The following is a 26,291-nucleotide window of genomic DNA, read 5'->3' as shown; positions in this document are numbered from 1 at the left end:
TTATAGGGTGTTTCCGCATTGGCGCAAATATACGCGAATCAGTCATTTGCTTTCAATTACGATGAATTTTCAACCGCTCACACCCGACCTGCTGGTGGCTTTTGAAGCTATCGTGGGCCCCGCGCATCTTATAACGGCCCAACGCGCCGAAGCTGCTGCCACCGCCGACGCCTACGCCGACTATGGCCGTGACCACACCGAGGATCTGCATTTTGCGCCGGATGTTGTGCTACGTCCCGCTAACGCTGAGGAAATAAGCCAGATTGTACGCTTGTGTCATCAGCATCATATCCCCGTGACGCCCCGCGGGGCCGGCACCGGCTTAAGCGGTGGCGCTTTACCTGTGCACCAGGGGGTTGTGCTAAGCACTGAACGCTTGAATAAAATTATTGAGATAGACGAGCGTAACCTACAGGCTACGGTAGAGCCGGGAGTTATCAATCAGGTATTTCAGGAAGCTGTGCAAGCCAAAGGCTTATTTTACCCTCCCGACCCAGCCAGCAAAGGCAGTTGCTTTCTGGGGGGCAATTTGAGCCAAAGCAGCGGCGGACCTAAGGCCGTTAAGTATGGCGTGACGAAGGATTACGTCCTCAACCTGCAAGTAGTGCTGCCCACCGGCGACATTATCTGGACCGGCGCCAACGTACTTAAAAACGCTACTGGCTATAACCTTACGCAATTGATGGTAGGGTCAGAAGGAACGCTGGGTATTATTACGCGCATTGTGTTCCGCCTTATTCCGCATCCGCAGCAAGATATTGTGTTGCTAGTGCCATTTCGCGATCAAACCCAGGCGGCCGCGGCCGTATCCGAGATTTTCCGCGCCGGTATTGTGCCGTCGGGCATGGAGTTTATGGAGCGCGAAGCCATCGAATGGTCGGCTCGTTACCTCAATATACCGTTGAATTTGCCCCCCGATATCACCGCTCACCTCCTCATTGAACTGGATGGCAACGAGTTGGACCGGCTTTATAAAGAAGCTGAACAGATCTACGAGGTACTGGAAAAGTATGATATCGGCGAAATTCTGTTGGCTGATACTGCTGCCCAAAAAGACGAATTGTGGAAAATTCGCCGCAATGTGGGAAATGCGGTCCGCTACAACTCCGTCTATAAAGAAGAGGATACTGTGGTGCCTCGCGCCGAGTTACCGACTCTCCTCAAAGGAGTAAAAGAAATCGGCCAGCGCTACGGCTTTAACTCCGTATGCTACGGCCACGCCGGCGACGGCAACCTGCACGTGAATATCATCCGAGGCGACCTCGATGATGCGATGTGGCAGCATGGCTTAGCGACGCCGATTCGCGAGATCTTTCAGCTTTGCGTAAAACTAGGAGGTACAATTTCTGGCGAGCACGGCATTGGCCTTGTGCAAAAACCTTATATCGGCATTGCAATAGGGGAGGTGCAGCTTGAGCTAATGCGTGGAATCAAACGTGTATTTGATCCGCACGGCATCATGAATCCTGGCAAAATATTCTAACAGTAAAGCCTGAAATTCTGTGGCCAAACGTGTTTGGTTGCTAACTCCAGTCTTTTAGCAGCAAAAAAGCCCCCTAGAGAAACTCTGGGGGGCTTTTTTGCTGCTAAAAGACTGGAGTTATTGTTTAGATGGCCTCTTGGTCGCCCTTCAACTTGTCCTCACCGCCGTATGGAGCACCTGCCGTAATATCACCGCGTAGTCCGCCGGTAGAAATGCCAGGTCCAGTGCCAGGCTGTTGAGAGATAGTAGTGTTCTCGGGATTTACTTGCGAGCCGACTCCCATCTGTGCGCTGGATTGCTCACCTATTGGGCCCGCTATTTCATTTACCTTTTCAACGTACTGGCGCTTCGCGTCCTCCTCGCTTACGCCTTTAAACTTGCTCCATGACTCCCACTGGGCTTGCGACATGCCTGGCTCACCGCTAGGATTATCGGGCGAATCATCGCCCACTACTTCGCCTTTTGTATCGTGGTCGCCTTCGGTAGCTTGTTTGTATAGACCGTAAAGTTCGGTCATATGGGCGGCCGCCTGATCGCCAGGCAGGTTATCTACCCGCGCAATGGCGGCTTCAAATTCTTGCTGTAAGTCCATTTGCTGCTGAAGATTCAATGAAAGGGTATCTAATCTAGGGAAGAAAAGCTAAGCTGTGTACTACCGTGGCACGGCTTTGGTTGCGAGCGCCTCCAGCTACTTTTTTACGCACACGTCCTGATAGTTCGTACTTTTGACCACTAATTATGTGTGGAATTACAGGAATATTCGCTTTCTCTGACGCAGGCCGCAATTCGCTAGCCGCGTTGCCGGCCTCGACCGACGCTATTATCAGCCGCGGACCCGATTCCCAAGGTCACTACGTTTACGATAACGTAGGCTTGGGCTTCCGTCGTTTGGCCATTCTAGACCTCTCCTGCGACGGCAACCAGCCCATGACCGACGAGTCGGGCCGATACACTATCGTTTTCAACGGCGAAATCTTTAACTTCCGGGAGTTGCGCCAGCGCCTTATTCGCAAGGGCCACCATTTTCATTCCCAAACCGATACAGAAGTAATTCTGCGCTTGTATATCACCGAGGGACGCAATTTTTTGAAAAAGCTGAACGGCTTTTTTGGCCTCGCTATATACGATAAGGAAGAGGATTCGCTGTTCATCGCCCGTGACCGTATGGGCGTCAAGCCCTTGCTCGTGTACCGCGACGAGGACAAGCTATTGTTTGCCTCCGAAATGAAATCGCTGCTCGCTTTAGGTGTGCCGCGAAAGCTAGATTACGTTGCCTTAAGTCACTATTTGCAGCTCAATTACATTCCGGGTCCTGCTACCATCTTCAAAGGCGTCAAGAAATTGAAGCCAGGCCACTACCTCTATATAAAGGGTCGCAAAGTGGTAGGAAAAGCGTGGTATCGCATTCCCTACGACCCTAAGAAGGTTCAAAAGAATAAGCTAAGCTATGAGCAGCAGCAAAAAAAGCTGGTGGAGCTCATGGATGATGCCGTAGCGAGGCGCCTTGTTGCTGATGTGCCTCTGGGCTCTTTTTTGAGCGGTGGTATCGACTCATCGGCCATTACTGCTCTAGCTGCCCGGCATACGCCTCACCTGAATACGTTTAGCATTGGTTTTAGAGATGAGCCCTTCTTCGACGAAACGAAGTATGCCAACTTGGTTGCTAAAATGCACCAGACCAATCACACGGTTTTCTCACTCACCAACCAAGATCTGTACGATCATATCTTTGAGGTACTGGACTATATCGACGAGCCCTTCGCCGACTCTTCAGCCCTAGCGGTTTATATTCTGAGCAAACGCACGCGCGAAAAAGTAACCGTTGCTTTATCTGGTGATGGAGCTGATGAGCTCTTTGCTGGATATAATAAACACATGGGAGAGTTTCAGGTGCGGCGCGGCGGCTTCAAGGCTGAAGCAGTGACCGGCCTGAACCTTCTCTGGGATATTCTGCCTAAGTCACGCAACAGCTTCTTCGGAAACCGTATTCGTCAGTTTCAACGCTTCTCTCGCGGTATGCTCAGCGGACCCAAAGACCGCTACTGGGACTGGGCTTCCTTTGTCAGCGAGCGCGACGCTCGTAACCTGTTGAGTCCGGCCTCCCGGCGCAAAGTGGGTAAAAAGCTAGCTGAGAAGCGACGCCGCGATATTCTGGAGCATTTACACGCCGACGGTGACCTGAACGAAGTGCTGCTAACGGACATGAAACTGGTATTGCCCAATGACATGCTTGTCAAGGTTGACATGATGAGCATGGCTAACTCCCTAGAGGTCCGCACCCCGTTTCTAGATTACAAAGTGGTCAATTTTGCTTTTTCTTTGCCCGTCGAAAGCAAAATAAATGCGACCATGAAGAAGCGCATCGTACAGGATGCATTTCGCCCCATGTTGCCAGAAGAGCTTTATAAGCGTCCCAAACAAGGGTTTGAAGTGCCGTTGCTCAAGTGGTTTCGCAACGAGTTGCGACCGTTGATCACCGATGATCTGCTTTCGGATGATTTTATTGAATCTCAGGGTATTTTTGACGTAGAGGCGGTGCGAGCACTTAAGGCGCAGCTTTTTTCTCGAAACCCTGGCGATATTCACGCTCGTATCTGGGCCCTCATTGTATTCCAGCATTGGTGGAAAAAATGGATGATGGGCTAATTTTTGCCCCCTAGAAGCTCATACAACTTTATATCTTTCCTTAGGCTTTCATACTCACACACTATGAAAATTGCAGTAGTAGGCACCGGTTACGTCGGTCTGGTAACGGGCACATGTTTCGCCGAGGTCGGCATTGATGTCACGTGCATTGACATTGACCAGAAAAAGATTGACAACCTCAAGCAGGGAATTCTACCTATATACGAGCCTGGCCTGGAGGAAATGGTAGCACGCAATGTAGAGAAAGGGCGCCTACACTTTTCTACTAGCCTCGCCGACAGTATTCATGATGCCGATGTAGCATTTATTGCGGTAGGAACGCCCCCCGGTGAAGATGGCTCAGCTGATTTGAAATACGTACTGGCCGTTGCTCGTGGTATTGGCGAATATATGAATAATTATGGCGTCATTGTGACCAAGAGTACAGTGCCTGTAGGAACGGCTGCTAAAGTGCGGGCGGAGATAGAGCGGGCCTTAGAAAAGCGTGGCTTAGACATCGAGTTCGATGTTGCTTCTAATCCCGAATTCCTTAAAGAAGGTGCTGCTATCGACGATTTCCTGAAGCCGGACCGCATTGTAGTAGGTGTGGCTTCTGAGCGAGCTGAGGAAGTAATGAGCAAGCTTTACAAGCCGTTCTTGTTAAATGGTCACCCGATCATCTTCATGGATATTCCGTCTGCCGAAATGACGAAATATGCCGCCAATTCCATGCTGGCAACGAAGATTTCGTTTATGAACGACATTGCTAACCTCTGCGAAATCATGGGTGCCGATGTAAACAAAGTTCGTCAGGGTATTGGCTCAGATGCTCGCATAGGTACTAAGTTCATTTATCCTGGTATCGGCTACGGCGGTTCATGCTTTCCCAAAGATGTAAAAGCTCTCATTAAAACGGCCGCAGAGAATGGCTACGAGATGCAGGTACTCAAAGCCGTCGAGAACGTAAATGACGCCCAGAAATCAGTGTTATTTGATAAAGTTCACAAACACTTCGGCGGTGAGTTACAGGGTAAAAAGATGGCTATTTGGGGCTTGTCATTTAAACCTAAAACCGATGACATGCGTGAGGCTCCTTCGCTGGTTATCATTGAGCGGTTGCTAGAGGCTGGCTGCACCGTATCGGCGTATGATCCAGTAGCTATCAAGGAAGCCAAGCATACATTAGGTGACCGTATTCATTACGCTAAAGATCAGTTTGAAGCGCTAATTGATGCCGATGCTCTACTGATAGTAACAGAATGGCCTGAATTCCGCTCACCTAATTTTGAAGTACTCGGGCGTCTGATGAAGCAGAAAAATATATTTGATGGTCGTAATATTTATGATGCTAAAGAGCTAAGTGAAATCGGTTTTACTTATCACTGCATCGGTATTCGGGCAAATCATAAAGAGCCAGTAATTCAGGCTTAGAAAGCCAGTTTACTATAAATAAGTGTCTAAGCCTTCAACGCATCGCGCATGTCTGATAAAAAACGCATACTCATTACTGGCGGCGCCGGTTTTTTAGGTTCTCACCTTTGCGACCGGTTTTTGGCAGAAGGTTACCATGTTATTGCCATGGATAACCTCATTACTGGGGATATTTCGAACATTGAGCACCTCTTTGGTCAGGAAGCATTCGAGTTTCATCACCACGACGTCTCTAAATATGTGTTCGTCCCTGGTAAACTCGATTACATCCTGCACTTTGCCTCGCCCGCTTCTCCTATTGATTACCTCAAGATTCCCATCCAAACACTGAAGGTTGGTTCGTTAGGTACTCACAACCTGCTAGGTCTGGCGCGAGTGAAAAATGCTCGCATTCTGATTGCCAGTACTTCTGAAGTCTATGGTGACCCTGAAGTGCATCCTCAGGTGGAGGAGTATTTCGGTAACGTTAATCCTGTTGGGCCGCGTGGCTGCTACGACGAAGCCAAACGTTTCCAGGAAGCAATCACGATGGCTTACCACACCCATCACGGCCTTGAGACGCGCATTATTCGTATCTTTAATACGTATGGTCCGCGTATGCGCCTCGATGATGGCCGCGTATTGCCAGCTTTCTTATCTCAGGCCCTGCGCGGTGAAAACCTAACCGTATTTGGTGACGGCTCCCAGACTCGATCCTTCTGCTATGTCGACGATCTGGTAGAAGGAATCTACCGCTTATTGCTGTCTGATTATCCAATGCCAGTAAATATTGGCAATCCTTCAGAGATAACTATCAAGGAATTTGGAGAGGAAATCGCGCGCTTGACTGGGGTGGAGTTTAAACCTACGTACCAGCCTCTACCGCAGAATGACCCGATGAAGCGGAAGCCAGATATTACTAAGGCGAAAGAAATCTTGGGATGGGAACCAAAAGTCGATCGTGCCGAAGGTTTGCGTCGCACGCTGGAATATTTTAAAGACCGAGTTTAGCACCGAATGATGCAACCATACCTGATTGAGTTCCCCAAATTGGGAGATTCAAGTATTGGATTTATATCTGTAACTGAACAGTTTAAAGCTGTTCCTTTCGAAGTGAAGCGTACTTTCTGGACGTATTATACGCCAGAAAGTATCGTTCGAGGAAGGCATGCTCATTACCAAACAGAGCAGGTTTTGGTGGCCGTAGCCGGGCGTATTATTGTCACAATAGAAATGCCTGATGGGACAGTAAGCGTGCATCGGTTAGAGGATCCTCACATAGGGCTATATGTTCCACCTCATGCTTGGCACACAATGCAATATTCGCATTCGGCTGTGCAAGTGGTCTTTGCTTCTCATCCTTATGATGAGCAAGATTACATAAGGCAATATGACCAATTCAAGGAAGTATGGAAAGCGTAAATACAGCACTTCTCGCTCAACGAGCTGCAATATTACCTTTCTATTCTCCTTATAATTTCTTGAGAAATATAGTTCCTTATGAGCGCCAACAAGAACTGTTTGGCATAGCTAAGATAGCTCAATTTGGAACTGAATCACCGAATGAGGTGATCTTTACGCACAAGGCCGGACAGTTGTTATACTCTGTTCTGCCTTGGGACTCAGAGTTTTTTAATACACCAACTTACCGATTGGTGATGGGGCTTTTCGAGGAAAAGTGCCCCCCCTCAGAACGGGTGAAAGCACTAAAATCTTTCGAGGAAGATTTAGCAGCTAAAGGCGATTATTATTGCTTCAGTGAAATTCCATGCGAGGATACATTATTGCTTCAAGCATTAACTGCTAGTGGTTGGAGGATCGTGGAAACTCGCTTACTTTACTATTGTGATGATTTGCCAAATTATGATCATCCACGTTACCCAGTGCGCTTAGCTCGAATAGAAGAACATGAACATATTGCTCAAATATCGGCTTCAGCGCGTAATGAATATGACCGTTTTCATGCTGATCCTTGGTTTGGGACGTTACGAGCTGACGCTTTTCTAGCGAAGTATGCTAGTGCTGCAGTGCAAGGATATTGCGATGCTGTGCTTGTACCCGATGAACCTAATCTGCCAGTAGATTCATTTCTAGCAATCAGCGATCTAAAACACGATTCGGCCGGATTGGGCGTCAATTTGTCCAGGGTAGTGCTGACGGCTGTTGGATCGCAAAACCGAGGTTGGCATGCGCGATTAGTATCTGAAACAGTACATAGAGCCCGCATGAGAGGAGCACAGGCAGTGCTGATGACTACCCAATCTACAAATCGCGCTGTGTTTCGTACAAGTGAGAAGCTAGGATTCAAATTGGGAGGCAGCAGCCACGTTTTAGCTTGCCACAGCAACTCATCTGCTAGATAAACTCTCCTTTTAAAATATAATGCCTAAGCTTTCTGTTATTGTTCCTTGTTATTTTAACGAGGAAAATATTCCCATCACGGTTAGGGAGTTAATTATCAATGAAGCTCGTTTTCCGGCTCAAGTTGAATTCGAATATGTATTCGTTGATGACGGATCACGTGATCAAACACTTCAGGCATTACTTACGGCCCGAATTCAATATCCTGATCGCATTAGGGTAGTAGAGCTAGTAGGTAACGTAGGCTCCTACAATGCAATTGTAGCCGGAATAGCACATGCAACTGGCGACTGCATGGCCGTTATTACTGCTGACATGCAGGACCCTCCAGAGCTAATGGTGCAGATGTACGACTATTGGCTTAAAGGATTTAAATTAATTATTGGAAATCGCCAGGATCGTGAAGAAACCGGGTTAGCAAAGCGATTTGCTGAAACGTTTCACTGGTTGATGAAGCACCTTGCTCTAAGCAACATTCCTGACGGAGGCTTCGATTTTGTGTTTTTTGATAAACAAGTAGCCAACGAAGTAACAAAAATGCATGAGCGTAATAGCAATGTGTTTTATCTAATGGTTTGGCTTGGCTACACATATATCAATATTCCCTACGTACGTCGTAAGCGTGAAATAGGTAAGTCACGTTGGACTATACAAAAAAAGATAAAATTGTTTATTGACTCACTACTTTCTTTTTCTTATTTCCCTATTCGTGCTATTTCAATAGTGGGTTTAACATTAGGGTTAATAGCGCTACTTTACGGACTATACGTTATTGGACTAAATGTATTCGCTCCCCAAGCACCCACTGGCTGGACTACATTAATGGTCGTTGTTTTATTTGTTTCAGCATTTCAAATGATTGCTTTAGGAGTAATAGGTGAATATGTATGGCGAGGATTGGACGCGTCTCGTAATCGGCCATTATATGTTGTAAAAAACATTTATAATACTAATCTCGAATAAATTTAATAAATAATCAGTTTTATAGCATAATAAATCATAAGTTAAAAAATAATAAATCCTTCAATAATGTTGCTTTTTTTTCAGCTGCTTTCAATTGCAATTATAACAATTGTTATTTGTTATGGGATTGGATTAAGTTTATTTAAACTCCTAAGCGTGCAGCCTCTTGAGAGTTTCTTATTCTTGTTTCTAGTATTAGTCACAGGTATAAGCATCATCATAAGTATTTATGCCTTGCTATGCACTAATGGAAGTACTATCCATGCTCTGATGATTCCATTGATTCTAGCATTACTATATGGAATAAAGAGAGAAGCAATGTTTTCTAAAAAACTATCTGTTACCTACATTAATAAAATATTGACAAAGGAATTTGCGCTGTTATTAGTTGTAAGTCTAATTGTTTTTTTAGTTCAGTACTTGTTGTTGTTTGATTTTAATTCTAATTATTTGCAAACTCCTTTTCAAGATTATGTATATTATAGCCGTCTAACTCTTTCTTTAAATCATTTAGGGGTTGAGACTAACGGATTAGAAGTAATATATCCTCAATTTGTAACTGAGCAACCCTATCACTATATGGAATTATGGCTTAACTCTTTACTAGTATCAATTACTGAGATGCCTTCAGTATGGGTTTATTTTATAAGCTCTTCAGCAGTATTTATAACTGTTACATGTGCTGGGTTTATGGCAATTTTTGCTCATTTTAAAATAAAATATAATTGGATTTTTATTTTTGGATTTTTATTTTTATTTATCACTGGAATGAGATGGATTTTTCTGCAAAAATTTTTGTTTGTGCAAAATGGCGCCCTTCTATCAAGTTTAATTTTATGCTTGAATCCTAAATTAACACCTATCTATATTTTTTTGCTGGTCTCAGCTCTGCTGTTGCTAAACAAATATTATTTTTCAGCCGGTAGTGCATTAGCGATATTGCCTCTTGTGTATATATCTACAGCTCCCGTTGCGGGTTTTGCTTTATTTTCAATAACAACCTATTTATTCATAAGCAAAAAAATTCACTTAACCAAGGCAGTTTACATGTTGCTACCGATGGTCGCAACGGGTCTGTATATTATAGCGTTCTATACGTTACAACCTGAGCCGTATCAGTTTCCAAACACTGGCCGTAATTTCGCACTTCAATCAATTGTTCCTCAATTGAATGAAGTAAAGACTCTTATTAATATTACACTTGGAGTGTTTGTAAATTATAGTATCTACTTTGGAATTTACGTTTTGCTGTTGTTGGCAGTGTTGATCTTTCAGCGTCGAAAACTGCAAGTTACTGTTCCTGGTGTCATTTGGATCTGGTTAGGAGCAAGTCTATTGATGGCTGCAGGTATGAGGGCTTTCGGTACGCATTATCTTGATAGCTTTCAGTTTTTCTCTAACACTATGGTTCCGCTTACCCCTGTTGTTCTAGCTGTGTTTTTTGCTTACGCCCTTCAACAAGCGTCAAAACGAGTTTATACGATTGTTATCATTGCCTTGTTCCTATTAATTGTCGTGAACTTTTCTGCCGTAGGCACAGGTAACACGCGCTATTCACCTGCTTTTATGCGTCAAGTTGAAAAGGTAGTGCCAACTATCGGTTCGCGTGGTTGTTATATACTAGCAGATGAAGATTATGAAAATGCATATATGCTGTCTCCAGATTCTTATACAACAGGAAATTATATTTCTAACTTCAAGAACGACTATGCACTTATATCACTTTCCGCACTTGATCCTGACAGTTTAACAACTGACCCACGGTTTCAACGTGATTCAGCACAAGCTGAGCAAATAGTTAGAAAATCAACTCTGTATAGGTTTGCTAAATTTCAAGCTATGAATAATTTATCACTTGATAGCACTAAGTATAAATTTGTAGCTAATAATAATATTGGTTTTATATGTGTTTCTCAACGTGCAAAATTGCCTTTAATATTGCAATCTTTTGTTGATACATGTTATAGAGATGCATTGTCTGGTGAACAGTTATATGTTCTAAAGCGTAGAAATTCTAAACTGCCTAAATGAGTTCATTGTTTTTTAAGAAATTTTTTATAAATCATAAAATAGTAAATTATAAAATATGTACACAAAATCACATTAATAGATAAAATTTATTTTATCTATTAAGCTTTATTTAATTCATTGTATTTGTTGTTTACTTTTTTAGTGCAAAGATATATAATGCATATCTTTGTGCAGTCAATTAGGCTTCCCATTTGTTCCTATGAATATTCCATTTCTCTCTTTCTCTCCACAACATAATCCCATTCGGGAAAACATACTTTCCGCTATTGCTGCTGTATATGATAAGCAATGGTATGTTTTAGGAGATCAGGTTAAAGCATTTGAAGCTGCTTATGCTGACTTCAACAAAGTACAGCATTGCATAGGGGTCGCCAATGGCCTTGATGCATTACACTTAGCTTTGGAAGCATTAGGTGTGGGTGTTGGTGATGAAGTTCTGGTGCCTAGCAATACCTATATCGCCACTTGGCTTGCAATCTCCTATGTAGGCGCAACTCCGGTACCTGTTGAGCCAAGTCTATATACATATAATATCGATCCAACTCGAATTGAAGCTGCTATTACGCCCCGTACTAAGGGAATTATGCCCGTACATTTATATGGCCAAGCGTGTGAAATGGGTCCGATTATGGAAATAGCCCAACGTCACGGTCTTTGGGTAGTAGAGGATAATGCACAAGCGCAGGGAGCTACTTGGCAGGGAGAGATTACAGGCAGCTTTGGTAATGTGAACGGGACTAGCTTTTACCCCGGTAAAAATCTCGGTGCACTCGGTGATGCTGGAGCTGTTACCACTAATGATGACGAACTGGGAGGCAAAATTCGAACACTCCGTAACTATGGATCACAGAAAAAATATTATAACGAAGTTATAGGATATAACTCTCGACTAGATGAATTACAAGCTGCTGTACTGAGTGTGAAGTTGCCTCATCTTATGGATTGGACACATCAGCGTCAGACAGTAGCTGCCTTATACGATCAACATTTGATGGGTTTAGGCGATCTGATTCTTCCAATTGTAGCTGAAGGAGCTACGCATGTGTATCATCTTTATGTTGTGCGCACCAGACATCGGGAGTTACTTCAGAAACACCTGCAGGAGCAGAACATCGGAACACTTATTCATTACCCAGTACCGCCGCATTTGCAGCAAGCGTATGCACACTTGGGAATTCAGGAAGGTGCTTATCCTATTGCTGAGGAACTAGCAAGCACTGCGCTTAGCTTACCAATGTGGCCAGGAATGCAAGAAAATGAAGTGGCAGCTGTTGCATCCGCTGTACGTGACTTTTTTGAGAGCGCGTAGTTATCCTATCGTATCTCATTTAGAATAGCGCTCCTTTTATGTCAATTCCGTCACTCATTAATTTTTCTAAAATAGGTTCACCCAGTTTGGGTTACATATCGGTGGCACAGAACAGTAATTTGCCATTTGAAATTAAGAGAGTTTATTGGACGTATTTCACTCCAGATTCTGTTATACGGGGTCATCATGCTCATCATGAATTGGAGCAAATTATTTTCGCTACTAGTGGTCGAATTGAGTTTACGTTAGAGGATATATATGGAACTGAACAGCATTTTGTGCTCGATTCGCCGAATCGAGGCTTATATGTTCCACGACTGTATTGGCGAACTATCAAGTTCTCGCACAATGCAGTATTGCTGTGCCTAGCTTCAATGGAATACAGCGAAGATGACTACATCCGCGACTTTGATGAATTCAAAAAGCTCGCCACTAGTTTAAAATAGGCAACTTCACATATGACAAAGGATAGAAGCAACTTTTATAAACATCCGCATTCTTTAGTCGAGACTAATCAGGTAGGAGCAGGTACTACAATTTGGGCCTTTGTGCATATCTTGCCTGAGGTTGCGATAGGGGAAAACTGCAATATCTGTGATCATTGCTTTATCGAAGGGGGGGTTAAAATAGGAAACAATGTGACCCTCAAATGTGGTATCTACCTCTGGAAAGGTGTTACGTTGCATGATAATGTGTTCTTAGGGCCTAATGTGGTTTTTACCAACGACTTGCGCCCCCGTAGCCGGCAGCATGATTATACTCTTACGGAAACTCAAGTTCATTTCGGAGCCTCGCTGGGAGCGAATTCTACGGTGTTAGCTGGAGTGCGTATTGGTCGTTTTGCTATGAGTGGAGTTGGATCTGTTATCACGCGCGACGTGAAGGACCATGCTTTGGTATATGGAAACCCAGCCCGGCAATATGGTTGGGTTGACGAGAGAGGTGATAAGCTATTGTCTGATGGACCAGGGCAGTGGCGCTCCAATAGCGGAGCTCTTTTTGTGGAAGAGGAAAAAGGCCTCATTAAAAAGTTGATGGGCAATGAGACTATTTAAGTCTGCTCGACTATCAACACTTATAATCTATGAGCACAACTCCTCTTGTAAGCATTGGCGTAGCCTCATTTAATAACGCACCATACATTCGGGAGACACTCGATAGCATTCGAGGTTTAAATTATCCGCACGTAGAGTTGATCATCATTGATGATTTATCGACCGATAGCTCAATAACAGTTATAGAAGGATGGTTAAATGACCATGCTGATTTTAACGCCCGCCTGATTTGCCATACACAGAATCAAGGGATATGTCGGGTATGTAACCGGTTTGTTGAAGAAGCGCAAGGAAAATATCTTAGCCTGATCGGGTCAGATGATAACTATCTACCTGATAAGTTGAGTGTCCAGGTAGCAATGCTAGAAGCTGCTTCACCCAAAGTAGGTGTTGTATTTAGCGATGTAAGCAAGATAAATCCGGCCGGCAATATAATTGTGCCTTCCGTGTACGCTACTGGTCAGATTGCACCTTCTTCCGGTGATGTATGGCTGCCGATGTTGCGTACAAACTTCATTGGAGCCATGACTACATTAGTACGTCGAAGCTGTTTTGAAGTAGTTGGCCCATACGATGAGTCTCTGGCCTATGAAGACTGGGATATGTGGATACGCTTAGCCCGTAAATTTCACTTCTTATATCAACCACAAGTAACAGCTCATTACCGGATTCACGGCTCTTCTGCTATGTTTCGGCGTCGAGCGCAGATAGCAGAGACCAATATGCGAATAGTTAGCAAGCATCTTGGGGTGAGCCCCGACGGTGATGCTATTATTTACGAACACATCGCAGCTTTTTCTGAACAACTCTATTTATTAGGTGGAGAAAATAGCGTGTATTGGCTACAAAAGCGCTGGCGGCAGCGTCGGGATTTGCGTGGGCTAGCTTTGTTGACATTAGCTCGGCTAGGAGTACCGGCCCAGCGAGTAGCACAAGCTTACGGCCTTGTAAAGCGAGTTAAAGGTAAAGGAAATTAATACTGCTGAGTAAGCAGACATTGCTAACATGAGCAGATTTGTTAGGTCATCTGTCCCGTGCGTGTCAATCGCCGCTACGTATACCAATAGTCTAGGTGGCTGTTGCAAAACTCCCTATAGTGAATCTGCGAAGTCGCCTCGGCGACTAGTCGCGTCTAAAAAGGCTAGGGTAGCGTCCCTATTTGGCAGCGGGTGGGGCTCACCTAACGTGTTTTCAGACTACCGCCCGCGTTTTGCAACAGCCACCTAGGCTACGTTAAATATTAATCGTAAGCAGGCATTTATTTGACTATAATAACAGGTTGCACTTAAGCAATGATCGATCTGATGATATAAAAGTAATCTGGGATTTGTTTGCCAAGTTAAATTAAGCTGGAGCCGTTATGATTACAGGCACTCAAATTGCAGCAAGTGCTCTAAGGGAAGGACTGTAGAAGCTGAGGATCACTGGTGTGTACCTTAGCCTAATTTCTATCAAAATACGCGGGCATTCTCATCTTATAGTCTGTCTTTTGTAACAAAGTAGTAAGGGCCAGTAGTCTTACGAAGGTATAGTTTCGCTTAGTGCGACCACTGTACTGATTTACACATTCTAGTTGATGCCAACCATTCGAGGAGTTCGCTACCGCTTATCGCAAGTGCTGCACGATACGGCCGACCAACTCTTTATGCCTCCCGGTGGAGGTTCCATTCGTGACATTGGACAAGATCGTTTGGGATCTGGAGCTAAACGTGCGTTGATTGTATATGTGATGCACGTTATACCCTATTATGTAGCGGGTAAGCTAGAAAACGCGCCCATGCTCAATGAGCACTCCATGTATTGGGAGACCGTAGAAATGGTTCGGCAATTGAATGAGCGGGAATATATTGTGGATTTCTACGATGTGGCCTGCCCCGAGCCTATCGACTGGGATAAGTATGAGGTAGCCTTTGTTCAGAGTGACCGTTTAGCTGAATGCCCTCCAACTGCCCGGCTGAAAAAAGTATTCTATTGCACTGAAAATTACTGGGCCTTTCAAAATCTAGCTGAGTTAAATCGATTACGTGATTTTCATCGTCGGACTGGTATCTGGGTTCGTCCCGAACGTCAGACGCGCGTTAGCTTCTCTGATGAGCACGCCGATATCATGACGCTTTATGGAACTCCGTTTCAGCAACAGCTCTACGATCCACGACCTGAGCGGCATCAGTTAAATATTTCTGTTGCGAAGCAGCCAGTACCCGTACCTAAAAACATAGCATCTGCACGGACTAATTTCCTGTGGCTGGGAAGCGGAGGAGCTATTCTGAAGGGCTTAGATCTGACGGTGGAAGCGTTTGCGCGCATACCCGAAGCGCATCTTTACATTGCGGGAAATATTGAGCGAGAGACGCGGCTGTGGAATTGGCTGAAGGGTATGCTCAGTCAGTACCCCAACCTGCACTACTTAGGCTGGGTTGATGTAGCCTCCTCATCGTTTGCCAAAGTAGCAAACAACTGTCTCGGACAGGTGTACCCGAGCGCGTCGGAGGGGGGAGGAGGGTCAGTGGCTCAGCTATTGCATTTTGGGTTAATTCCCATAGTGACGCAGACCGCAACCGTGTGGGGGGCTTTTTTAGGCTTCGAAATTGAGTCGCAGGAGCCGGAGGTTATTACAGTAAGCATCCAGGAGCATGTTCGGACGCTGTTGGCTATGTCTGATATAGAGTTGCTCCAGCGTTCGGAGGCAGCTCGTGAATTTGCTGCCCGTACGCATACCCGCTCAGCTTATGCTGCTAGCTTCGCAGCCTTGCTCGACCGGTTAGCATTGTAGTGTAAGGTTAGTTAAATGGGAGGTAGGTAAAAAGCTCGTACCTTCGCGCCGCCAAATTAGTGGCAGTGGTGCATTGCGTGTGTAAGCGGCATTTATCGTATATGCTAGCTTCAACGCATTTCCACTCAACTTCACTTACTGCGTATGTCATCTTCAAAGCCTACCATTGTTATTACCTCTATTTTCGCGCCGACCAAGGCAGTCGATAAATTTGCTACTCTAACTGATTATCAATTAGTAGTAGCTGGCGACAAAAAATCCCCAGTGCAATGGGAGGCAGATAATGTAATCTATTTATCAGTCCAGGACCAAGAGGCAATGGGCATGGGGATGTCAGCTAAGCTGCCCTATAACCACTACGGCCGTAAAATGATGGGTTACCTGCACGCTATGCAGCAAGGTGCCCAAGTTATTATTGATACCGACGACGATAATATTCCCTATGATGGCTGGGAGTTTCCTGCTATGGAAGGTGAATTCTTGATTTCGCCCGGTGATAAAGGCTTTGTCAACATTTACAAAACCTTTACTGAGCAGCACATCTGGCCCCGTGGCTTACCGCTGGACTTAATTAATTCCAAAGCTCATGTCCTACGGGAGGAAGATTTGCAGAATAAGTCAGTTAAGATTGGCGTGTGGCAAGGGCTGGCCGATGGAGACCCAGATGTCGACGCAATCTACCGCTTGGTGGACAACACCGAATGCTATTTCAACGATCATGCGCCAGTAGTACTGACTGAAGGCACGCTTTGCCCATTTAATTCGCAGAATACCGCATTTCGGCAGGAGCTTTTCCCCTTACTTTACTTACCTGCTTATGTCACCTTCCGTTTCACCGACATTCTGCGCGGTTTGGTAGCACAACCTATCATGTGGCTAAACGGCTACCATTTAGGCTTCACTAAGGCTACGGTAATACAAGAGCGGAATCCTCATGACTACGTAAAAGACTTTGAGTCGGAAATCCCATGCTATCTGCATCCTAATCGGGTAATAGCTGCTGTACAGCGCAGCCTCGATGCTTCCCTGACAGTCAGTGAGAACTTACTCCGCGCTTATCAAGAGCTAGAGAAGGAACAAATCGTAACCAGTCAAGAAGTGGAATTGCTTCAGTTGTGGCTGGCCGACGTGGCGGCATTAACTGCGACTAAATAACTTTTGTCGGATGCAACAACTCCCTTCTCTTTCCATCGTCATTCCCTCCTGGAACCAGGGCCGCTTTATTGAGCGCACATTGCTGAGCATCCTGCGCCAGGATTATCCCGGCTCCGTACAGGTAATTGTATCGGATGGCGGCTCGACAGACGAAACCGTTGAGGTGCTCAAAAAGTATGAGGACCGTATTACCTGGTGGTCGGCGCGCGACAAAGGCTTCGTGGACGCCGTGACCAAGGGATTATCTAAGGTGACGGGAGAGGTAATTGCCATTCAAAGTAGCGATGACTATTACTTGCCTGGTGCTTTTCGGCGCATGGCCGCGGGGTTTCAGCACTATCCCGAAGCGGGCTTCATCTCGGGGGGCGAATACGGAATTGATCTGCAGAATAGCGTAGAGTACGCCAATTCCTTTACCGGTCCTATCACACCCCACTCCATCCTGTTTCAGTTTGTGCCGCCTCAACATGCCACTTTCGTGCGGCGTGAGGTGCTGGAAAAAACGGGCGGTATGCGCGTAGAGGTGGATATGTGCGCTGACATTGACTTATGGTACCGGGTGGCGCACTTCGCGCCCGGCTACTCCATTCCCGATATGATGGCTGCCTACCAGCTGCACCCCGACCAGCGCACGGCCACTTCGCCTAAATGGTTTCCCAACCTAGTGAAGATGGTGGAGAGCTGCGAGCAAAATCCCGTGTATGGGGGGCAATTTAAGCTGACCGAGGAGGAGCGCCGCAACCTATACACCTACTGGGAAATCAACTGGACCGCCAAGCGCAGCCCCGCAGAAGCCCGGCCCATTGCGTTACGTAAGCTGCCCAACCTGCTAAGCTATAGTCCCCGTACCCGCCGTTCTATCTTAGGCGTCACAGTCAATCCGCTGGTGAAGCAACTCTTACCAACGGCTTTACTACAACGGCTGCGCCCAACCATGGCTACTGACCCCGTTTTGCCCCCCGGCGTGGACCTAAACTGGTGGAAATTGTAATCTGACTTTTACTTGAATAAGTGCTTGCAACGCGGCATCATCACTCATGGAGCAAAACGCTAAAATATACATCGCCGGGCACCGCGGAATGGTGGGCTCGGCCATCATGCGCCGCCTCGAAAAAGCGGGCTATCATAACTTTGTGACCCGTACCTCCCGCGAGCTGGACCTGCGGGACCAAGCTGCAGTAGCTGAGTTCTTCGCCGCCGAAAAGCCAGACTATGTGATATTGGCCGCGGCGAAGGTGGGGGGCATTAATGCCAACAACATCTATCGGGCCGAGTTTCTCTACGACAACCTGATGATTCAAAACAACGTGATTCATCAGAGTCACGTGCAGGGCGTGAAGAAGCTACTGTTTTTAGGTTCCTCGTGCATCTACCCTAAAATGGCCCCCCAGCCTCTGAAGGAAGATGCTTTATTGACCGGAGAGCTAGAAAGCACCAACGAGCCTTATGCCATTGCCAAGATTGCAGGCATTAAAATGTGCGATGCTTACCGCAGCCAATACGGCAGTCACTTTATATCAGCTATGCCGACCAATCTGTACGGTCCCCATGATAACTACGACTTAAAAAATTCCCACGTACTGCCTGCTTTGATCCGTAAGTTTCACGAAGCTAAGCTCAGCGGCGCCGCCGAAGTGGAAGTGTGGGGCACCGGCACTCCACGTCGTGAGTTCCTGCACGTCGATGATCTGGCTGACGCCTGCTTCTATCTACTCCTGAACTTCGACGAGGCCGGTCTGGTTAATATCGGCACTGGCGAAGATCTGAGTATTCGAGAGTTAGCTGAGTTGATTCAACGCATCGTTGGGTATCAAGGAGCAATTCGCTTCAATACTGATTACCCTGACGGCACTCCACGCAAACTTATGGATGTAAGTAAGCTCGCAGCTAAAGGTTGGCGCTACTCAATTGAGTTGGACAAAGGAATTCAGGCTGTATACAAAGATTTTATACAGCACGAGCAAAAGAATATGAGTTCAGTATCAGCGTAAAGGACTGTTCTATGGCTGCTTTAGAGTGAAGAGGCTGGTCAGCTAATAATTAAACCTAGTAACTGCCCCGAGTACCCCTGACCAAACCCTATGCAAACAGTGGATGTGATGAAAGCGCCTAGCCCGGCAATAGCGCACGAGGAAGAGGAGTGGACCGAAATAATTGCGCCCAAAACTCGCCTGCTCGATCTGGGTCTGCGCGACGTGTGGCGCTACCGCGACCTAGTAATGTTGTTCGTACGTCGCGACTTTATTTCTACTTACAAGCAGACTATTCTCGGGCCGATCTGGTTTTTCATCCAGCCCCTGCTTACTACCCTCACCTTTATCATCGTATTTGGCCGGGTGGCAAAGCTTTCCACCGACGGGCAGCCCCAAGTAGTGTTCTATTTAGCTGGCGTTACGGTCTGGAGCTACTTTGCTCAAACCCTCACGGCTACCTCTACGGTGTTTATTGCCAATGCGGCAATTTTCGGTAAAGTCTATTTCCCCCGGCTCACCATGCCGGTGTCTATCGTCATTTCCAATATTGTTCGCTTCTTTATTCAGTTTGGACTTTTTCTGTCTGTCTGGCTGTATTACGTGGTGACTGACGACTCTCTTCGGCCCAACTGGCTGATTGCGCTTACGCCGGCTCTGTTGGTGTTAATGGGGCTGCTGTCGTTGGGGTTAGGTATGATATTCAGCTCCCTAACCACTAAGTACCGCGACCTTTCCATGCTCCTAGCCTTTGGTGTGCAGCTGTTGATGTACGCTACCCCCGTTATCTATCCTTTATCCAGTATTACAGATCCTACCTATCGTTTGCTTATTCTGGCTAACCCAATGGCCTCCATAGTGGAAACCTTCCGCTACGCGTATTTAGGCTCCGGCTCTTTTCATTGGATCTATTTAGGCTATAGTGTATTATTCACAGTAATCATCCTGTTTATCGGTACTATCATTTTCAACAAAGTAGAAAAGAGCTTCACCGATACGGTATAGGCTCGCTCACCTAGTGCAGTTCAGTACCCATGAGTGACATAGCCATCAGAGTAGAGGAATTAGGTAAGCTTTACCGCCTGGGCGAAATCGGCACCGGCACGCTTAGCCATGACCTGAATCGGTGGTGGGCTCGCATGCGGGGCAAAGAAGACCCATTCTCCAAAATCGGGGAGACTAACGACCGCACAACTAAAGGCCAAAGCGATTATGTATGGTCACTTAGGGACATAAACTTTGAGGTAAAGCAGGGCGAGGTGTTGGGCATCATCGGCCGTAATGGGGCAGGTAAGTCCACTTTGCTCAAGATATTGTCGAAGGTTACAGCACCCACTACGGGGCGCATCAAAGTCCGGGGTCGTATCGCTTCTTTACTAGAAGTAGGCACAGGCTTTCACCCTGAATTGACAGGGCGTGAGAACATCTTCCTAAATGGGGCCATTCTAGGCATGACCAAAGTCGAAATCCGGAGTAAGTTCGATGAGATAGTAGACTTCTCAGGAGTGGAGCGCTACATCGATACGCCAGTTAAGCGTTATAGTAGCGGTATGTATGTACGGTTAGCTTTTGCGGTATCAGCATTCCTAGAGCCAGAGATCCTGATTGTTGATGAAGTACTGGCTGTCGGTGACGCAGAGTTTCAGAAAAAGTGCTTAGGCCGGATGAAAGATGTCAGTGTAAATGATGGGCGCACAGTGCTATTTGTAAGCCATAATATGGCAGCTGTTAAAAGTTTATGTACACAGGGGCTAATATTAAGTAATGGGTGTGTAAGATATTCAGGCTCAGTTAATAAGAGCATTGATGTATATACAACAGAGATCAATGTGGAAAGAGTAGATAACGATCTTCTCAAGATAAAAAGTAGGAAAGGCAATGGTAACGTACTGTTTTCAGAGTTTAGAATAGAGAATACCGAAGGCAGTACTATTACTTCCGTTTTGACAGGAGAGGATATTGTGTTAGTATTTAACCTAAAAATAAATAACAAAAATATTAATAAGATTGATGTTGGATTTTCACTGCACAACACATATGATGAAATTCAAACCTATTTGTATAGCTCCTTTCAAGATGTGTATTTTAGTTCTGGAGGCTCAGACTATTTAACAGTAAAATTTTTATTGAAAGATTTTCCATTTAGTCAGTCGAAGCTTTTAGTAAAAGGTAGAATTTTAGCAGATGGGTTAGAAGCAGATTGGCCTCAAGAAAGCCTTGGCATATTAAACATAGAGCCTGGCGACTTCTTTTCCAATGGTAAAACAGCTGAAAACATCACTCCGTTCTTAATAAAAGGCACATGGGTTTAAAAAACAGATTGAAAAAAGCTATAATTGCCTTTTTGCCAGAGGGTGTAAAGTCTGAGATCAGAAGTGATAAACCAGCTGGAATAAATCCGGACTATGATTCATTTATTAATCTTTCATTTGCTCAGGAAGGTGAAGATTTAGTTTTATTTAGATTGCTCAATGGAAAATTAAATGGTTATTATGTTGATATAGGTGCTCATCATCCATTTCGCTTCTCAAATACATACAAGTATTATTTGTCGGGTTGGAGTGGAATAAATATAGATCCTCTTCCTTATAGCATGGATCTGTTTAAAAAGTACCGCAGTAGAGACGTAAATTTAGAAATTGCTATTTTAAAAGATCCATTAAAAGAAGTTACGTATTATATGTTTGATGAACCAGCACTTAATACTTTTAACAAAGACTTAGCATTAGAGCGTAATAAAGACACTCCATATAAGTTAGAGAAAGAAGTATCAATTAAGCCTTATAGGTTAAGTGATGTTCTGGATGAATATCTTCCTGATGGTCAACAAATAGATTTTCTGTCTGTAGACGTTGAAGGTATGGATTTAGAAGTATTAGAGTCAAATAATTGGAACAAGTATAAGCCGAGTTATATAATAGCTGAAAGCGTTTCATCAACTCTCGAGGAAGACTTTAATTCAAACATGTCCATATACCTATTCAACCTAGGCTATAAATTAGTTTCAAAAACAGCTAATTCTATCATTTATTCTCTTTAAAACTTATGATGGATTTTAATATATATTGTCCTAGCCTCTCGCTTTTAATGAAGATAGATGTTTTAAATATTGAGAATAGTTGATCTATATAAGTCTTTTGAAAATATATACATTAATTTATTTAAAAAATCGAAACATAAGTAATAAAATACATGGATTCGGAAATATTTTAGCTATTTATAAAATTATCATTTTTTATTAGTTTACTGTGCTATTCAACATGAACACGGCTTCTTCATTAATGAAATATGCTTGCTACTCCCATTCTTTTCTTAGTATTCAACAGGCCTAATACAACAGAAAAAGTCTTTCAACGCATTCGTGAAGTGCAGCCACAACAATTGTATATTGTGGCTGACGGACCGCGTATAGATAAGCCAGGTGAAAAAGAAAAATGTGATGAGGTTCGTCACATTGTTAATCAGATAGATTGGCCTTGTGAGGTGCATAAACTATTCAGAGAAAATAACTTAGGCTGTGGCTTAAATGTATCAGAAGGCATAACTTGGTTTTTCTCAAAAGTTGAAAAAGGGATCATATTAGAGGATGACTGCCTTCCAGATTCCACTTTTTTTTCTTTTGCTGAAACGGCTCTGAAATTTTATGAGAATGATGATAATATCATGCATGTTTCAGGTGCTAATTTACAATGTGGAATTCGAAGAAGTAAATACAGTTATTATTTTTCTAAATTTCCATTGATATGGGGTTGGGCTACATGGAAAAAAGCTTGGGAAAAATACCAATATATCATCTCAGACACTGATGATGAGATAAAGAAAAATTTATACAAAAATTTGACTGATACGCATGCTGATTTTTTTTACCCTGTGATAAAGAAAGTTAAATTAGGTGAGATAGATACATGGGATTATCAATGGCTTTATGCAATGGTAAAGAGTCAAGGATTAGGTTTAGTGCCAGAGGTTAATTTAGTCAAGAATATAGGTTTTGATAAATCAGCCACTCATACTACTGAGGTCCCAATTTGGTATAAGTTTTTGAAAATAGGGTCTATGAATAAAGTCATTTATGAACCATTAGTGCAAGATAATGTTGAGGCAGATGATTTCTACGTTTTGTTATCAATGGGAAAAATAAAAAGGTCTTCTATTTTATATCAAAAACTTATATATTATTTAAACTTATGTAGATAGTTTATGTGATAAATATTGTTTTAATGAAATTTCTTTCTAAGAAATACCATGAACATAAAATCAGTTGATTGTAGAATTTGTAATTGCTCTTCTGAGTTTATTTTTGAATGCCTAGTTCTGAATAAACACAATGTAAAATATTACAAATGTACAAGCTGTGAATTTATTCAAACGGAATTCCCTTATTGGCTGGATGAGGCATATTCATCAGCGATTACCTCTTTAGATATCGGTCTCATAAATAGAAACATGGCCATTGCGCCAATATTGGAAGTACTAATAAAGTGTTTTTACAGAACTGACAAAAAATTTGTTGATTATGGCGGTGGATATGGAATGCTTGTGAGAATGATGCGTGATAAGGGGTTTGATTTTTATAGACAAGATATATATTGTGAGAATATATTTTCCAAAAACTTCGACGTAGATAAAGATTTGCCATGCAAATCAGAGTTCGAATTATTAACCGCATTCGAGGTATTTGAACACCTAGTTGATCCAATATCAGAACTTGATGTAATGCTTAATTATAGCTCAAGTATATTTTTCAGTACTGTATTATATCCAAAGAATATAGATTTACTTAAGTGGTGGTATTTGATTCCAGAAACGGGCCAACATGTTGCTTTGTATTCAAAGCAAGCATTAGAGTTTATGGCCAAAAAGCATAATTTAACCTATTATGGTTTTAATGATACTTATCACTTGTTTACAAATAAAAGAATTGACACAAAAAAGTTTGAGAGAGTTTTTAATAAATTTTATCAATTCTTTATAAATAAGAGATGGCCTAGCCCTGAATCTCTGTTAGGGAATGATTTTAATAAGATAGCAGGTATAAAAATGTAATTATTAATACATATGCATAAAGTTCTTATTACAGGCGCTTCTGGTTTTGTTGGCAAATACCTGATAGAAGCATTAAGTACTCTAAAAGACTCCCTTGAATTAGTTTGTATTTCAAGAAATCCATATTTCCAATTTCCTAGCAGTAAGAACTTAAAAATTAAAGTTATTAACGCTGATCTTAATAATTATTCAGCTTTAGATAATTTATTTATACATTTTAAACCAGACAGTGTTTTTCATTTAGCTTCGGATAGTAGTGTGTCACATAGCTGGGAAAGCCCAATCGAGAGCTTTTTAAATAACACTAATATATTTCTAAATCTTGTTGAAAGTTTAAGAAAGCACTCAATGAGTTGTAGGATTCTCTCTATAGGATCTTCTGAAGAGTATGGTTTGGTTAATCCCACTAACATACCTTTAAATGAAGATTCACCCTTAAATCCCATAAGTCCATATGCCGTAGCGAGGGTTTCACAAGAATTATTAAGTAAAGTCTATTATGAAGGATATGGAATGAGTATAATAATGACTAGATCTTTTAACCACATTGGTCCAGGACAGAGAGATGCATTTGTTATTTCGTCTTTCGCAAAACAAATTGTCGAGTTTAAAATGGGCAAGCATGTGAATATGCAAGTAGGGAATATAAATATAATACGTGATTTTCTGGATGTACGTGATGTTGTAAAAGCCTATATAGGCCTTATGAAATTTGGCCAAGCCGGTAATATTTATAATATATGTAGTGGTAGGGGTTATACTTTAAAAGAAATAATTAAAAAAATGCAAGATATAGCAGAAGTTTCTTTTAGCTATGAAATTAATAGTGACTTATTGAGACCATCTGATAATCCGATCATAGTCGGTGATAATAATAAAATACGAAATGCTATTAATTGGGAGCCATCGTTTACAATTGAACAAAGCTTAACCGATATTATCAAATATTGGGAGTCCAAAATCCTATAAAGACATGAAAGTACTGTACGACCATCAAATTTATATTGATCAGAAATTCGGCGGTATTAGTCGTTATTTCAATGAATTAATGAAAATAGAAAATGATCTATATGACATTGATCGTATTGACCCAGAGTTATTTCGTGTAAAGGAGGAGGTAATAAAAAAAGATATCTTATCAAAGGGAAAAAGGTTTATAAAACGTAAGCTAGGTTCAAGCCATTCTAATGAAGATAAAAAATTTCCTATGTTAGCTAGAAAAAAAATGGTAAGCAACGCTTATGATGTATTTCATCCAACATATTATGATCCTTATTTTATTGATATTATAAATAAACCCTTTGTAGTAACAGTTTATGATATGATTCATGAGATTTATAAAGAATATTTTTCATTACAGGATTCTGTTTCTAAAAACAAGCAGATTTTATGTAAAAATTCTAAAGCTATTATTGCTATTTCTGATAAAACGAAAAACGATTTAATTGAATTGTTCGATATTCCCAGCGAAAAAATTCATGTGACACATTTGGCTTCTGACTTTGATAAATACATCCCTATTAAACCAGAAATTGGAACTGATTTAAAACGCTATATCCTATTTGTCGGGACCAGGTGGGCTTATAAAAATTTCTATTTTTTTGTTCTAGCTATTTCTAGTTTGTTAAAATCTGATCCTAATGTTCATGTATTATGCACTGGGCATGCATTTAGCGCTGATGAAATAAGTTTTTTTCAGCAGCATGGCATAGAAGACCAAATGGTTCATGTATATCTTAATAATGATAATGAATTAGCTTGGGCTTATCAAAACGCAGTAATGTTTGTTTTTCCTTCTCTCTACGAAGGATTTGGCCTTCCCATTCTCGAGGCATTTGCAAGTAACTGTCCTGTTGTAACAAGTTATGGAGGGTCATTGCCTGAGGTTGCTGGAGATGCAGCAATATATTTTAATCCTAAAAGTGCTCATGAGATAAAAGAAGCGGTAAGCTCAGTTTTATATAGCAATATAATACGCAATGATTTGATTGCAAAAGGCAGAAAGAGATACACTGATTTTAGCTGGGATAAGTGCCGCTCAGAAACACAGAAAGTGTATTATAATTTATAGTAATGTTTAACATATTATTAATTTTTATCTGTATTTTAT

General features: G+C 43.1%; 24 protein-coding genes. 23 read left to right on the top strand and 1 reads right to left on the bottom strand.

Annotated features, from left to right (window positions below; all coding sequences use genetic code 11):
• Window positions 1–61 precede the first annotated feature (61 nt).
• On the top strand, window positions 62–1,483 hold the full coding sequence (locus ACW9KT_RS14495) for an FAD-binding oxidoreductase (RefSeq protein ID WP_457081606.1): 1,422 nt from the start codon (window positions 62–64) through the stop codon (window positions 1,481–1,483).
• A 124-nt stretch (window positions 1,484–1,607) separates the two neighbouring features.
• On the opposite strand, the gene ACW9KT_RS14490 is transcribed toward ACW9KT_RS14495, so the two are convergent.
• Window positions 1,608–2,075, bottom strand: a complete 468-nt coding sequence (locus ACW9KT_RS14490; RefSeq protein WP_457081605.1) for an acyl-CoA-binding protein — start codon at window positions 2,073–2,075, stop codon at window positions 1,608–1,610.
• A gap of 146 nt (window positions 2,076–2,221) precedes the next feature.
• On the opposite strand from ACW9KT_RS14490, the gene asnB reads away from it, so the two are divergent.
• The 22 genes from asnB (at window position 2,222) to ACW9KT_RS14380 (ending at window position 26,252) form a co-directional block, all read left to right on the top strand.
• Window positions 2,222–4,129 (top strand): asparagine synthase (glutamine-hydrolyzing), encoded by a 1,908-nt coding sequence (gene asnB / locus ACW9KT_RS14485; protein ID WP_457081603.1) that lies wholly within the window; start codon window positions 2,222–2,224, stop codon window positions 4,127–4,129.
• Between the two features lie 63 nt (window positions 4,130–4,192).
• Window positions 4,193–5,539 (top strand): UDP-glucose dehydrogenase family protein, encoded by a 1,347-nt coding sequence (locus ACW9KT_RS14480; RefSeq protein ID WP_457081601.1) that lies wholly within the window; start codon window positions 4,193–4,195, stop codon window positions 5,537–5,539.
• Window positions 5,540–5,587: 48 nt separating this feature from the next.
• Window positions 5,588–6,529, top strand: coding sequence for a UDP-glucuronic acid decarboxylase family protein (locus ACW9KT_RS14475; RefSeq protein WP_457081599.1), 942 nt, complete (start codon window positions 5,588–5,590; stop codon window positions 6,527–6,529).
• A gap of 6 nt (window positions 6,530–6,535) precedes the next feature.
• Window positions 6,536–6,940, top strand: a complete 405-nt coding sequence (locus tag ACW9KT_RS14470; protein WP_457081597.1) for a sugar 3,4-ketoisomerase — start codon at window positions 6,536–6,538, stop codon at window positions 6,938–6,940.
• A complete protein-coding gene (locus ACW9KT_RS14465) occupies window positions 6,928–7,881 on the top strand; it encodes a hypothetical protein (RefSeq protein ID WP_457081595.1) in 954 nt (317 codons plus the stop codon). Before ACW9KT_RS14470 ends, ACW9KT_RS14465 begins: the two co-directional genes overlap by 13 nt.
• Before the next feature lie 19 nt (window positions 7,882–7,900).
• On the top strand, window positions 7,901–8,842 hold the full coding sequence (locus ACW9KT_RS14460; RefSeq protein WP_457081593.1) for a glycosyltransferase family 2 protein: 942 nt from the start codon (window positions 7,901–7,903) through the stop codon (window positions 8,840–8,842).
• 66 nt (window positions 8,843–8,908) lie between these two features.
• Complete coding sequence (locus ACW9KT_RS14455) at window positions 8,909–10,873, top strand: hypothetical protein (RefSeq protein WP_457081591.1); 1,965 nt, start codon at window positions 8,909–8,911, stop codon at window positions 10,871–10,873.
• 199 nt (window positions 10,874–11,072) lie between these two features.
• The gene (locus ACW9KT_RS14450) at window positions 11,073–12,182 is read left to right on the top strand and encodes a DegT/DnrJ/EryC1/StrS family aminotransferase (protein WP_457081589.1); all 1,110 of its coding nucleotides are present in this window, start codon (window positions 11,073–11,075) and stop codon (window positions 12,180–12,182) included.
• Window positions 12,183–12,220: 38 nt separating this feature from the next.
• On the top strand, window positions 12,221–12,628 hold the full coding sequence (locus tag ACW9KT_RS14445) for a sugar 3,4-ketoisomerase (protein WP_457081587.1): 408 nt from the start codon (window positions 12,221–12,223) through the stop codon (window positions 12,626–12,628).
• A gap of 12 nt (window positions 12,629–12,640) precedes the next feature.
• Window positions 12,641–13,237: an N-acetyltransferase gene (locus tag ACW9KT_RS14440; protein ID WP_457081585.1), complete on the top strand. Its 597-nt coding sequence runs from the start codon at window positions 12,641–12,643 to the stop codon at window positions 13,235–13,237.
• Window positions 13,238–13,266: 29 nt separating this feature from the next.
• Window positions 13,267–14,214, top strand: coding sequence for a glycosyltransferase (locus ACW9KT_RS14435; RefSeq protein WP_457081583.1), 948 nt, complete (start codon window positions 13,267–13,269; stop codon window positions 14,212–14,214).
• A 599-nt stretch (window positions 14,215–14,813) separates the two neighbouring features.
• Entirely contained in the window at window positions 14,814–16,010 is a 1,197-nt protein-coding gene (locus ACW9KT_RS14430; protein ID WP_457081581.1) for a hypothetical protein, read from the top strand.
• 144 nt (window positions 16,011–16,154) lie between these two features.
• Complete coding sequence (locus tag ACW9KT_RS14425; RefSeq protein WP_457081579.1) at window positions 16,155–17,165, top strand: STELLO glycosyltransferase family protein; 1,011 nt, start codon at window positions 16,155–16,157, stop codon at window positions 17,163–17,165.
• A gap of 10 nt (window positions 17,166–17,175) precedes the next feature.
• Complete coding sequence (locus tag ACW9KT_RS14420; protein ID WP_457081577.1) at window positions 17,176–18,156, top strand: glycosyltransferase family 2 protein; 981 nt, start codon at window positions 17,176–17,178, stop codon at window positions 18,154–18,156.
• Window positions 18,157–18,202: 46 nt separating this feature from the next.
• The gene (fcl, locus tag ACW9KT_RS14415) at window positions 18,203–19,156 is read left to right on the top strand and encodes a GDP-L-fucose synthase (protein WP_457081575.1); all 954 of its coding nucleotides are present in this window, start codon (window positions 18,203–18,205) and stop codon (window positions 19,154–19,156) included.
• 90 nt (window positions 19,157–19,246) lie between these two features.
• Window positions 19,247–20,140, top strand: coding sequence for an ABC transporter permease (locus ACW9KT_RS14410; protein ID WP_457081573.1), 894 nt, complete (start codon window positions 19,247–19,249; stop codon window positions 20,138–20,140).
• 29 nt (window positions 20,141–20,169) lie between these two features.
• The gene (locus ACW9KT_RS14405) at window positions 20,170–21,447 is read left to right on the top strand and encodes an ABC transporter ATP-binding protein (protein ID WP_457081571.1); all 1,278 of its coding nucleotides are present in this window, start codon (window positions 20,170–20,172) and stop codon (window positions 21,445–21,447) included.
• Window positions 21,438–22,175: an FkbM family methyltransferase gene (locus tag ACW9KT_RS14400; protein ID WP_457081569.1), complete on the top strand. Its 738-nt coding sequence runs from the start codon at window positions 21,438–21,440 to the stop codon at window positions 22,173–22,175. Before ACW9KT_RS14405 ends, ACW9KT_RS14400 begins: the two co-directional genes overlap by 10 nt.
• A gap of 248 nt (window positions 22,176–22,423) precedes the next feature.
• Window positions 22,424–23,332 (top strand): nucleotide-diphospho-sugar transferase, encoded by a 909-nt coding sequence (locus ACW9KT_RS14395; protein WP_457081567.1) that lies wholly within the window; start codon window positions 22,424–22,426, stop codon window positions 23,330–23,332.
• A 48-nt stretch (window positions 23,333–23,380) separates the two neighbouring features.
• On the top strand, window positions 23,381–24,181 hold the full coding sequence (locus ACW9KT_RS14390) for a class I SAM-dependent methyltransferase (protein ID WP_457081565.1): 801 nt from the start codon (window positions 23,381–23,383) through the stop codon (window positions 24,179–24,181).
• A 12-nt stretch (window positions 24,182–24,193) separates the two neighbouring features.
• Complete coding sequence (locus ACW9KT_RS14385) at window positions 24,194–25,150, top strand: GDP-mannose 4,6-dehydratase (RefSeq protein WP_457081563.1); 957 nt, start codon at window positions 24,194–24,196, stop codon at window positions 25,148–25,150.
• Window positions 25,151–25,154: 4 nt separating this feature from the next.
• On the top strand, window positions 25,155–26,252 hold the full coding sequence (locus ACW9KT_RS14380) for a glycosyltransferase family 4 protein (RefSeq protein WP_457081561.1): 1,098 nt from the start codon (window positions 25,155–25,157) through the stop codon (window positions 26,250–26,252).
• The last annotated feature ends 39 nt before the right edge of the window (window positions 26,253–26,291 follow it).

This window comes from Hymenobacter sp. HD11105 (assembly GCF_054051685.1).
This window is presented reverse-complemented; position numbering and strand designations above follow the sequence as displayed.